The organism is Cloacibacterium sp. TD35, from assembly GCF_028864635.1.
Taxonomy (GTDB): Bacteria; Bacteroidota; Bacteroidia; order Flavobacteriales; family Weeksellaceae; genus Cloacibacterium.
This window is the reverse complement of record NZ_CP104850.1, coordinates 2,197,222-2,209,335: the sequence shown is the minus strand read 5'-3', so window position 1 is coordinate 2,209,335 and position 12,114 is coordinate 2,197,222. Positions and strand designations below refer to the sequence as shown.

The window sequence follows — 12,114 nt, the reverse complement described above, 5'->3', positions numbered from 1 at the left end:
GTAAAAAAATCCTTATTTTTGCAATTCCAAAAAATTGAAAAACAATGTCTTTATCAGAACAGGAAATCATCAGAAGAGAGAAATTACAGAAACTCACCGAAATGGGAATTAATGCATTCCCCGCAGATGAATATAAAATTACAGATACTACCAATTCTATCAAGAACGATTTTACTGAAGGAAAAGCAGTGAAAATCGCAGGTAGATTAATGTCTAGAAGAATTCAAGGGAAGGCTTCTTTCGCAGAATTACAAGATTCTGAAGGTAGAATTCAGGTGTATTTTAATCGTGATGAAATCTGTACTGGCGAAGATAAAACGCTTTATAATGAAGTCTACAAACATCTTTTAGATATTGGTGATATCATCGGTATTGAAGGAGAATTGTTCAAAACTCAAGTGGGGGAAATGACAGTAATGGTGAAAAACTTCACCTTATTAACCAAAGCACTTCGTCCGCTTCCGCAACCTAGAACTGATGAAAATGGAGTGATTCATGATGCTTTTAACGACCCAGAACTTAGATACAGACAGCGTTATGTAGATCTTACGGTGAATCCTCATGTAAAAGAAATTTTCGTAAAGAGAACTAAGTTGTTCAATGCGATGCGAGAGTTTTTCAATAATGCAGGTTATTTCGAGGTAGAAACGCCTATTTTACAGGCAATTCCTGGTGGCGCCGCGGCAAGGCCATTTATTACTCACCATAATGCGTTAGATATTCCATTATACATGAGAATTGCAAACGAATTATATCTGAAAAGATTAATCGTAGGTGGTTTTGATGGTGTTTACGAATTTTCTAAAAATTTCCGTAACGAAGGAATGGATAGAACCCATAATCCAGAGTTTACCGCAATGGAAATTTATGTGGCATACAAAGATTACAACTGGATGATGGATTTCACTGAGAAATTGTTAGAATTCTGTGCAGTTTCTGTTAACGGAACTCCAGAATCTCAGTTTGGTGAACATACCATCAATTGGAAAGCTCCTTATCCAAGAGTTTCGATGACAGAAGCGATTCAGAAATTCACAGGTTTTGATATAACTGGAAAAACCGAAGATGAATTGCGCGTTTTTGCAAAATCTATCGGAATTGAAGTAGATGAAACGATGGGTAAAGGAAAATTAATTGATGAAATTTTCGGCGAAAAATGCGAAGGAAACTTCATCCAGCCGACTTTCATAACAGATTATCCAATCGAAATGTCGCCTTTAACCAAAAAACATAGAAGCAAAGAAGGGCTTACCGAACGTTTTGAATTAATGGTTTGTGGTAAAGAAATTGCCAATGCATATTCAGAGTTGAATGATCCAATTGACCAAAGAGAACGTTTCGAGTCTCAAATGGCGCTTTCTGAGCGTGGTGATGACGAGGCGATGTTCATAGACCAAGATTTCTTAAGAGCTTTGGAATATGGTATGCCGCCAACTTCAGGTTTGGGAATTGGTATGGATAGACTGATTATGTTCTTAACCAATAATGCATCTATTCAAGAAGTGTTATTCTTCCCGCAAATGAGACCAGAAAAAGCGGTTCCAAAAGTAGAATTGAATGAAGATGATAAAGTAATCATCGAAATTTTAGAAAAAAATGGCGGCGAAATGAGTTTAGCTGATGTGAAAACGCAATCTCAGTTTTCAGGAAAAAAATGGGACAAAACATCTAAAAATCTTACCAAATTAAATGTGGTGAAGGTAGAGAAAACAGATGATGATTTGTTAATGAAATTGGTATAAAACTACATAAATATAATCGATAAAAGCGGACATCAGTCCGCTTTTTTATTTGGAAAAAATTGAATGAGTTTTTCCAATAAATTTTGTGTTAATGTTGATAACTTTTTATGATTTTTAGAGCCGTTTTTACTTTCATATCTCACTAATTTTTACGATATTTGTAAGTCTTTGCGAAATGAAGATTTTAGCCGCGGGATTTTAGATTTCAGACCTTTTGAAATCTATTTTTAATCTCAAATCTAGTCTTTCAAATCTCGAAATTAAAATATTATTATGAGTCAAAAACAATATACAGCAGACAGTATTCAGGCATTAGAAGGGATAGAACACGTACGTCTTAGACCTTCTATGTACATTGGTGATGTAGGAGTTAGAGGTTTGCATCACTTGGTTTATGAGGTAGTTGATAACTCTATTGACGAAGCTTTGGCTGGTCATTGTGATACCATTGCAGTAACCATTCACGAAGGAGACGGAATTTCTGTAAAAGATAATGGTAGAGGTATTCCTGTAGACTTTCACCAAAAAGAGCAAAAATCTGCGCTAGAAGTAGTAATGACCAAAATTGGTGCAGGTGGTAAGTTTGACAAAGATTCTTACAAAGTTTCTGGTGGTCTTCACGGAGTTGGGGTTTCTTGTGTTAATGCACTTTCTACTTCTTTAATTGCTACTGTTTCTAGAAACGGAAAATTATACCAACAAAAATATTCTCAAGGAAAAGCATTAGCAGATGTACAAGAAATAGGAACTTCTACTTCTACAGGAACCGAAGTTTTCTTTCAGCCAGATGGAAGCATTTTCCAAGAATTGGTGTACAATTATGATACTTTAGCTGCTAGATTAAGAGAATTGGCGTTCCTAAATAAAGGAATTACCATTACTTTAACAGACGAAAGAAGAAAAAATGAAGATGGAAGTTTCCCAATCGAAACGTTCCACTCAGAAGGTGGTCTTAAAGAATTTGTTGCCTACATTGACGGAAACCGTGAATCAATCATGGAACACGTAATCTTTATGGAAGGTGAGCGTGATGATATTCCGGTAGAAGTAGCAATGCGTTACAATACTTCATTCAATGAGAATTTACACTCTTACGTAAATAATATCAATACACACGAAGGAGGAACGCATTTAGCAGGTTTCAGAAGAGCCTTAACAAGAACTTTGAAGAAATATGCAGATGAATTAGGTCTTCCTGCGAAAGAAAAAGTAGAAATTACGGGTGATGACTTTAGAGAAGGTCTTACAGCGATTATTTCTGTAAAAGTGATGGAGCCTCAGTTCGAAGGTCAAACCAAAACCAAGTTAGGAAACTCAGAAGTTTCTGGTGCAGTAGATAAAATTGTAGGCGAAATGCTTACTAATTTCTTAGAAGAAAACCCTAATGAAGCGAAGCAAATCGTACAAAAAGTAGTTCTAGCTGCAAAAGCAAGACAAGCTGCGAAAAAAGCTCGTGAAATGGTTCAGAGAAAATCTCCAATGGGAGGTTCTGGTTTACCAGGGAAATTATCTGACTGTTCTTCTAAAGACCCTGAAATTTCAGAAATCTTCTTAGTAGAGGGAGATTCTGCAGGCGGAACTGCTAAACAAGGTAGAGATAGACATTTTCAAGCGATTCTTCCATTGAGAGGTAAAATATTGAACGTAGAAAAATCTATGCTTCACAAAGTATATGATAATGACGAAATCAAGAATATTTATACAGCTCTTGGGGTTTCTGTAGGAACAGAAGAAGATTCTAAAGCTTTGAACTTGGCAAAACTAAGATATCACAAAATCGTAATCATGACCGATGCTGATATTGATGGTTCTCACATTTCTACGTTGATTCTTACGTTCTTCTTTAGATATATGAAAGAACTCATCGAACAAGGTTACATTTACATTGCACAACCTCCTTTATATTTATTGAAAAAAGGAAACAAGAAAATGTATGCTTACAACGAGAAAGAAAGAGAAGCAAAAACTCTAGAAATGGCTCCAGATGGAAAAGGAGTAGAAGTACAGCGTTATAAAGGTCTTGGGGAAATGAACCCAGAACAGTTATGGGAAACGACTTTAAATCCTGAAAACAGAATCTTAAAACAAGTAACCATAGAAAGCCTTGCAGAAGCAGATAACGTATTCTCTATGTTAATGGGCGACGAAGTGCCACCAAGAAGAGAGTTCATCGAGAAGAATGCAATCTATGCAAATATTGACGCTTAAAATCAATCTTTTATCAATAATTTCAAAACCGTTCAATCTTTGGACGGTTTTTTTATTCTTTTCTGAGTTGAAACCTTACTTAAAACCAGAATTTATTTCGAGAAATAACATTAAATAATTCCGTACTTTTGCACTCATGCAAAACGTAGCATTCATCATCAATCCTTTTTCTGCAAAGAAAAATTATCAGCCTTTTCTTAATTCTTTAAAAGCAAAGGTTGAAAATCCGTTATATTTGATTTCTAAGTCTATTCAAGATACTGAAAATTTCATTCAAGAAAATTTTGAAAAAATAGACATTTTTATTGCGATTGGAGGTGACGGAACGATTTCCACGGTGGCGAAAAATTTAATTCACACGGATAAAATTCTTGGGATTTTCCCAGCAGGAAGTGGTAACGGTTTCTCTAATGAAACCAAGTTTTCTAAAAATTTAGACGAACTTTTAGTTAAAATCCAGAGAAATAATTTTAAAGAAATAGATACGTTTACGGTAAATGAAAGATTTTCGATTAATGTAGCTGGAGTAGGATTTGACGGAGCGGTTATTGAAGCTTTTGAGAAGACTTCCAGAGGTTTCAAAAATTATATTAAAACCTCTATTCAGACCTTTTTTAAATACCAACCGATTACCATCAAATTTGAAGAAAAATTTAAAAAATTTGACGGAAAATACTTGATGCTCAATGTTGCAAACACCCGTCAATTTGGGAATAACGCCTACATTGCTCCTCATGCAAGTAAAAGTGATGGCTTGTTAGAAATTGCTTTAGTAAAGAAGTTTCCTTTTACACATTCTGGCGTTTTTGCCTACAGAATGTTTACCAAAAAATTGGTTCCCAATCAGTACATTCACTATTTATCGGTTCCAGAAATTGAGTTTTCAGTAGATTCAGATTTATGGCATCTCGATGGCGAGTTTAACCAAATTTCATCTCCGGTTAAAGTAAAAGTGCTCCCCAAAAGTTTAAGAATTTTAGTTTAAATTATCTAAAGCTTCTTTGTACACTTTCAGTACTTTTTCACGGGCTTTTTTATGCTCAACGATAGGTTTTGGATAGTATTTTGTTCCAAATTCAGGAATCCATTTTTTGATATATTTAAAATCTGGATCGAATTTTTTCTGTTGTTCATCTGGATTGAAAATTCTAAAATATGGAGCGGCATCACAGCCAGAACTAGCACACCATTGCCAGTTTCCATTATTCGCACTTAAATCGTAATCCATTAATTTTTCCGCAAAATACGCTTCGCCAATTCGCCAGTCGGTAAGTAAATGTTTGATGAGGAAACTCGCCGTAATCATTCTCACTCTGTTGTGCATAAAACCTGTAGCGTTCAGTTCACGCATCCCCGCATCTACAATAGGAAATCCCGTTTTTCCAGCTTTCCATTTTTCTAGAAATTCAGTATTGTTTTCCCAAGGGATGGCATCATATTTTGGTTTGAAAGAATGATTTGCTACATACGGAAAATGATACAAAATCTGCATGAAAAATTCTCTCCAAATCAATTCTTTAAGGAAAGTAATATTATTTTCTTTGGCAATTTTTGCTAATTTTCTTACGCTAATGGTTCCAAGTCTCAGATGAACACCCAATTGTGTAGTTCCTTTTACCGCAGGGAAATTTCGAGTATCTTCATAGGTTTTGATGATGTTAAGATCTGCTTCTGGAACCTCAAATGTTAAATCTGTTTTTTGAAAACCAATATCTTCAATTTTGAACTCCTCAAAAGGAACATCTAATAAATAATCTAGTTTTTTTTCTGATAGAAATCCTTGTAAATCAATTTTTTGAAATTCATTGAGCCAAAGTTTTGAATATGGTGTATAAACCGTGTAAGGTTTTTTATCGGCTTTTACAATTTCGTCTTTGTGAAAAATAACCTGGTCTTTAAACTGATGAAAAGCGATATTTTTTGAAGCCAAAAAATCTGCAATTTCTTGGTCTCTTTTTATTGCATAGGGTTCATAATCTTCATTACAGTAAACCGCTTCTATTTCGTAGTTCTGGGATAGTTTTTTGTAGACTTCAAGAGGTTTTCCTTTGAAGATTTTAATGCCTTTATTCTTTGATTTTAAAAAATAATTTAAAGTTTGCAAAGCTTGTACAATGAAATCAACTCTCTTGTCTGACTTATTTTCTAATAAATCTAAAATATCTTCGTCAAAAATAAAAATCGGTAGCACCTTTTTTCCCGATTCTAATGCTTGATACAATCCGTGATTGTCTTTTAACCGAAGGTCTCTTCTGAACCAAAAAATAGATATTTTATCCATGCTTATTCTATCAAATGAAGGAGTTCTTTAATCTCAGAATTTTTGTATTCTGTGTACAAAGTGTAATGAAAATCGTTTACTTTTTTCAATAATTCCAGCAATTTTGTTTTCTCGTCACTTTTAAGATTTGCCGATAGAATTCTGGAAGTTGTATTAACTTTATCTACCGATTTATGGAAGGCTTCTTCTCCTTTTTTGGTCAAAGTCAATCTTTTGGCACGTTTGTCATTTTCATCCACCGTTTCTTGAATTAAGCCATCATCTAAAAGTCTTTTGATGATTTGAATTCCCGTTTGTTTTTCGTGACCGTTTCTTTCGATGAGTTGAATTTTAGTCAAAGAAGGCTCGTCTTTAAGTCTGTAGAGATAAGTGAATTCTTCATTGGCTAAAGTCGGAAAATCGCTTAAACCTTTGCGAATCATTTGTTTAGAAAATCTGCCCAAAAGCAAAACTTGTTTGCAAATTTCATTTTCGGTGAAACTTACATCGTGGTTTTCATTTTTAAAAAGTTTGGTTGGACTTTCCGTAGTATATTTTTTTTCGTTGAGCCAAATTCTGAAGTCTTCTACCGTGGCATGATTTTTAAACGACTTAGAATGTTCGTATTCCTGAACTTCTAGTAGGAGATTAATTAAAAAACTTGTATCCATGTTGCTTATAATTTAATAGTGCTCATTCCTCCGTCAATGCCAAAAATCTGTCCGGTAATCCAAGAAGAAGAATCAGAAAGTAAAAATACAACCATTTTTGCAATTTCTTCAGGATTTCCTATTTTCTGTATCGGATGTCTTTTTGCAGCTGCTTCTCTTTTCTCAGGTGATGCCAATAAAGCTGTGGCTAAATTGGTGTCTGAAAGTGATGGTGCAATGGCGTTAAATCTTATTTTTTGTAGGGAAAATTCAGCGGCTAAACTTTTTACCAAACCTTCTACAGCGCTTTTACTAGCAGCGATAGAAGAATGAAAAGGCATTCCTAATTTTGCTGCAACGGTGCTGAATAAAACTACACTTGCACTTTCAGATTTTTTAAGATTAGGCAATAATTTCTGAATGATTTTAATAGCACCCAAAACATTAATTTCGAAATCTTTTTTAAAATCTTCTTCAGATAATCTTCCGAAAGGTTTCAAATTAATGCTTCCTGGTGCATAGACCAACCCATCAATTTTTTCAGGAAAAGAAACATCATCTAAACTGTCCGTTAGAATGTCTTTTTGATAAAAATGAAGTTTTACATTTTTCATTTCTGGATTTTCTGTTCTAGAAATTCCGATGATTTGAGCTTCGTTTTGTAATTGTTTTGCGGTGGCTAAACCTATTCCGCTTCCACAACCTATAATAACTATATTTTTCATATCTATTTTTATTTATTTTTTAATCTAATATCTTGGTTCTTGGTTCTCGAATCTATTATCTCTTTGATATTTTATTTAAACTTATGGTTCTCTGTCTGGTACATTTAAATCTTTCAATTTCTGGATTTCTTTTTTTGAGATGTTTTTGACTAATGCCAGAATTCACTCTTTTTCTCCAAAGATTGAAAGAACTTCTTTTCAGTTCAGTTCTCATAATAGAGATGGTTTCAGCTTCAGAAATTCCAAACTGAAAAGTGATAGCTTCAAATGGCGTTCTGTCTTCCCACGCCATTTCTATAATTCTGTCGATTTGTTCTACATTAAAATTTTTTTTCATCATTGGTGTAATTTTTCTAAAAAGTTTTGAGCTCTCACGAGATGTAATTCTTTTTGCTGTTCCGTCATTTTATTCCAAGTGATGAGCATCATGCTCAATCTTGGATTTTTTCTAAAAAATTCCTGATTTTTAGCAATGAAATTCCAAAAAAGGGAATCCCAAATTTCTCCCCAATTTTCGGTGGCATAATCACTCATTTTTTTGAGATAATTGCTTCCGCTGATATACGGTTTTGTGCTCATCAATCCGCCATCTGCAAACAAACTCATACCGTAAACATTAGGCACCATCACCCAATCATACGCATCGATAAACATTTCCATAAACCATTGATAGACATCATCTGGATGAAATTCACACAAATTCATAAAACTGGCGAGAATCATTAATCGTTCAATGTGATGAGCGTAACCCGTTTTCAATATTTTTTTTATGGTTTTGTCAATCGGAGCAATTCCCGTAGTTCCATCATAAAAAGATTGAGGAATTTTTCGTTGATGATTCCAAAAATTTCGGGTTCTTTCGAAGCTTCCTTGATACAAATAAATTCCTCGAATAAATTCTCGCCAACCTAAAATTTGACGAATAAATCCTTCTAATGAATTGAGCGGAATCTCATTTTTTTGAGCAAATTCGATGGATTTTTCGATGATATAATTTGGAGTTAAAAAGCCAATGTTCATCAATGGAGACAATACACTGTGATGCAAAAAATGCTCTTGTTCTACAATGCTGTCTTCATAAATTCCAAATTCTAAAAATCTGTTTTCTAAGAAATTTTCGAGCCAAATTTCAGTTTCTGAAATTGTAGTTGGATAGATTTGATAGTCTGTTAATTCCCCGTAATGATTTCCAAAATTTTCAGAAACATAAATTTTCGCTTCTTCGTAAAAACGATTATTCTGAGGAAATGAAATAGAAGGCGATTTTTTATTTTTTGGATATTTTTTTCGATTTTCTGTATCGAAAGTCCATTTTCCACCTATTGGTTTTCCATTTTCTAAAAGGATATTTCTAGAAAGGCGCTGTTGCTTATAAAAATCGGTTTGATGATAATGCTTTTTGCCTTCAAAATAAACCTTTAAATCTTCTTTTGAATTGACAAAACTTGGGTTTTCGATAATCTCAACTTCTAGTTTTGTCTTTAAAATCCTTTTCTCCAACCAATCGTCACAAACGTCTATCGTTCTGATTTTTTCAAAACCTTCATTTTCTAAAAATTGTATTAAATTTCGAATATCTGAAAGCTCCGAAATGCTTTCTATATAATGAACTTTGAATCCTTTTTCAATTAGAAAATTTTCATAAAATTTCATCGTGGCTCTATGAAAAGCTAATTTCTGTTGGATAAATTTATACTGTTTGAAAAACAAAAATTCTTCCACTAAAAACACAGGCTGATTGATTTCAAGAAAAGAAATCTCTTGAAACAACTGATGCGGAAATATCAATTGTGCCGTTTTTAGTGGTTTTTCAGCCATAAATTTCTAAATTTTTTATTGCTATCGTATTGTTCTGCTTGTTTTTCTGTGTTGAAACTTCTTTCTCGTGCATCATTTCCTATTCCAGCCAAATACAGCCAGTTTCCGTAATTGCTGTGAACATCATAATCGATGAGCATTTCCTCAAAATAGGCTGCGCCAATTCGCCAATCTAGTTTTAGATTTTTACAGAAATAGGAAGCCACATTTTGTCTTCCTCGATTGCTCATGAATCCCGTTTTTTGGAGTTCTATCATGTTGGCATTCACAAATTCTGAATGTGTTTTTCCAGAAATCCATTGTACTAATTTTTGAGGATTGTTTTGAAATTCTACATTTTTATGGGGCTGAAGTCCGTTTTTGTAAAAAATTTCATTGCGGTGTTGCAACGCAATAAATTTGAAATAATCTCGCCATAGCAATTCGAAAATAAACCAATAGGTAGATTCATTGGCTCCGAATTTTTGTTCAAATTTTTTCACTTCATCATAAATGGAAACCGCTGAAATACTTCCATTTGCAAGCCATGCAGAAAATTTGGAACTATAGTCATTTCCTACCAATCCATTTCTGGTATTTTTATAATCTTTAAGCAGTTGAGTTTCCTTAAAATAATAATGCAATCTTTCCCAAGCTGCGTTTTCACCGCCATAAAAAGGAAATGCTGAGTCTGGATGCGTTTCGAAATCCTCAAAACCTAATTTTTCTAAATCAATTTTGTCTGATGGAATTTCTAGCTTAAAAAACGCTCTTCTTTTTTCTATTTTTAAAGGTTTTGTTACGATGAAATTCTTTTCAACCTTGTTTCTGAAGGTGGTAAAAAGCGCAGGGATTTTTTCTAATTTTTCGAAAACAAATTCAGGATCTAGTAAAAATTGTGAGTAAGATTTTTCAAATTTCACATTGGATAGAGCAGAAGAAACACTTTTTTCTAAATCCACTTCTTCTTGGGAAAATTCTTCTTCACAAAAGATTTTTTGAATAGAGTAGTGTTCATTCAATTTTTCAAAAACCTTCTTTGTTTTTCCAAACTTTATCAAAAAAGTTATGTTGAGTTCAGCAAGATTTTGCTTTAAATATTGAATACTCTCCAAAAGAAATTTTGCACGAAATTTTCCGATTTTTCTAAAACCAAATTGTTTTTTTTGATAAAAATCTTCATCGAAAATATACAAAGCTATAAAAGGCAAATCTTCTTGAGATGCCTTAAATAGAGATATTTGGTCTTTGGTTCTTAAGTCATTTTTGAACCAAACGATGTTGATTTTTTGTTTTTCCTGCATTTTTCGCTACAATATTTCACTTCTTCCCAGTCTTTTTTCCATTTTTTTCGCCAGTTAAAAGGTAAACCGCAAACTTCACAGATTTTTGAGGGCAAATTTTTAGGCATTTTCTACCATAAATTTTTGAAAATGATTAATTTCTATTCCTTCAGCTCTTAAATCGTGCATCATATTATATAAACCAAAAAACGTACGGTTCAGATAAATAAAATGTCTGGAACCACGGTTGGTATTCATGTTTTTTAAATCGCTAAGTTTTGCATAACGCTGACCTAAATCTGCAATTTCTTGGAAGAAACTCTCATCTGAAAAGTCAAAATACTCTTGATTAAAAGGTCTGGTAAACAATTCCAACATTTCGTGGAAGAGTTTGCTGAAAAACACTTTCTCTTCAGATGAATCTTCTGGTTTAAGAATTTCTAATTCGTATAATTTTTGTTCAAAAAACTCTTGATTCATCAAATTTTCCACTTTTGCCAATTCAAAATAAGGCTCATAAAAATCACTCGGAATTTCCTTTACACAACCGAAATCTATTACCATTAATTCGCCTTTTTCCGAAATCAAGAAATTTCCTGGATGCGGATCTGCGTGAACTTGCTTTAAAACGTGCATTTGATACATATAAAAATCCCAAAGCGTTTGTCCGATTTTGTTCAGTGTTTTCTGTGGGTGTTTTGTTTTGATAAATTCAGAGAAATGTTTTCCGTGCAACCAATCCATTGTGATGATTTTTTCACACGAAAATTCTGGATAGTATTTCGGGAATTTTATGTTTTTCAGGTGAGAACATTCTCGCGCAATTTGCTCACTTCTAGATAGTTCTAAATCATAATTGGTTTCTTCATATAATTTATCTTCTACTTCTTTAAAGTAAGATTCAGAGCCTTCTTTTCTGATGTTGAACATCTTCATTGCGATAGGTTTTACCAATTTCAAATCGCTGGAAATGCTTTCCTGAACTCCAGGATATTGAATTTTTACGGCCAATTCTTGACCGTCTTTTTTCGCTTTATGAACCTGACCAATGCTTGCTGCATTTACTGATTCAGCTGAGAATTCATCAAAAATATCTTCAGGGTTTTTGCCAAAATATTTTCTGAAAGTTTTTTTAACCAAAGCTCCAGAAAGCGGCGGAACCGAAAACTGCGAAAGGGAAAATTTTTCTACATAAGCTTGCGGCATAATGTTTTTTTCCATGCTTAGCATTTGCGCCACTTTCAGAGCAGAACCTTTCAATTCTTTTAAACTGTCATAAATATCTGCTGCATTTTCTTCATTTAGAATTTTTTTGGCTTCTTCTTCGTCTTTGGTGATTTTATTGCCGTAATATTTAATATAATTTACGCCCACTTTTGCACCTGCTTTCAATAAATTACTGGCGCGTTCTATTTTTCCTGTGGGAATTTTATTGAGGGTTTTCATTTT

Annotated in this window: 11 protein-coding genes; 3 read left to right on the top strand and 8 right to left on the bottom strand. The window is 33.5% G+C overall.

Features of this window, described 5'->3' with window-relative positions:
- Window positions 1-44 precede the first annotated feature (44 nt).
- The 3 genes from lysS (at window position 45) to N7277_RS10230 (ending at window position 4,935) form a co-directional block, all read left to right on the top strand.
- On the top strand, window positions 45-1,742 hold the full coding sequence (gene lysS, locus N7277_RS10240; protein ID WP_274779448.1) for a lysine--tRNA ligase: 1,698 nt from the start codon (window positions 45-47) through the stop codon (window positions 1,740-1,742).
- A gap of 273 nt (window positions 1,743-2,015) precedes the next feature.
- Window positions 2,016-3,950 (top strand): DNA topoisomerase (ATP-hydrolyzing) subunit B, encoded by a 1,935-nt coding sequence (gene gyrB / locus N7277_RS10235; RefSeq protein WP_274779447.1) that lies wholly within the window; start codon window positions 2,016-2,018, stop codon window positions 3,948-3,950.
- A gap of 136 nt (window positions 3,951-4,086) precedes the next feature.
- Window positions 4,087-4,935: a diacylglycerol/lipid kinase family protein gene (locus N7277_RS10230; protein WP_274779446.1), complete on the top strand. Its 849-nt coding sequence runs from the start codon at window positions 4,087-4,089 to the stop codon at window positions 4,933-4,935.
- Here the strand turns inward: N7277_RS10230 and N7277_RS10225 are convergent.
- From N7277_RS10225 to N7277_RS10190, 8 genes are read right to left on the bottom strand one after another with little or no spacing between them, the layout of a single operon-like run.
- Window positions 4,927-6,231, bottom strand: a complete 1,305-nt coding sequence (locus N7277_RS10225) for a cryptochrome/photolyase family protein (RefSeq protein WP_274779445.1) — start codon at window positions 6,229-6,231, stop codon at window positions 4,927-4,929. The two genes, N7277_RS10230 and N7277_RS10225, sit on opposite strands and share 9 nt — an antisense overlap.
- Before the next feature lie 2 nt (window positions 6,232-6,233).
- Complete coding sequence (locus N7277_RS10220) at window positions 6,234-6,881, bottom strand: MarR family winged helix-turn-helix transcriptional regulator (protein ID WP_274779444.1); 648 nt, start codon at window positions 6,879-6,881, stop codon at window positions 6,234-6,236.
- A 5-nt stretch (window positions 6,882-6,886) separates the two neighbouring features.
- Window positions 6,887-7,585, bottom strand: a complete 699-nt coding sequence (locus N7277_RS10215; protein ID WP_274779443.1) for an SDR family NAD(P)-dependent oxidoreductase — start codon at window positions 7,583-7,585, stop codon at window positions 6,887-6,889.
- Between the two features lie 55 nt (window positions 7,586-7,640).
- Window positions 7,641-7,922 (bottom strand): TIGR03643 family protein, encoded by a 282-nt coding sequence (locus tag N7277_RS10210; RefSeq protein WP_274780830.1) that lies wholly within the window; start codon window positions 7,920-7,922, stop codon window positions 7,641-7,643.
- Window positions 7,922-9,403: a cryptochrome/photolyase family protein gene (locus tag N7277_RS10205; RefSeq protein WP_274779442.1), complete on the bottom strand. Its 1,482-nt coding sequence runs from the start codon at window positions 9,401-9,403 to the stop codon at window positions 7,922-7,924. The genes N7277_RS10210 and N7277_RS10205 overlap by 1 nt, the downstream gene beginning before the upstream one ends.
- The gene (locus N7277_RS10200) at window positions 9,385-10,686 is read right to left on the bottom strand and encodes a DASH family cryptochrome (protein WP_274779441.1); all 1,302 of its coding nucleotides are present in this window, start codon (window positions 10,684-10,686) and stop codon (window positions 9,385-9,387) included. Before N7277_RS10200 ends, N7277_RS10205 begins: the two co-directional genes overlap by 19 nt.
- Window positions 10,638-10,793, bottom strand: a complete 156-nt coding sequence (locus tag N7277_RS10195) for a DUF2256 domain-containing protein (protein WP_274779440.1) — start codon at window positions 10,791-10,793, stop codon at window positions 10,638-10,640. The genes N7277_RS10200 and N7277_RS10195 overlap by 49 nt, the downstream gene beginning before the upstream one ends.
- Entirely contained in the window at window positions 10,786-12,111 is a 1,326-nt protein-coding gene (locus N7277_RS10190; RefSeq protein ID WP_274779439.1) for an ABC1 kinase family protein, read from the bottom strand. The genes N7277_RS10195 and N7277_RS10190 overlap by 8 nt, the downstream gene beginning before the upstream one ends.
- Between the last annotated feature and the right edge of the window lie 3 nt (window positions 12,112-12,114).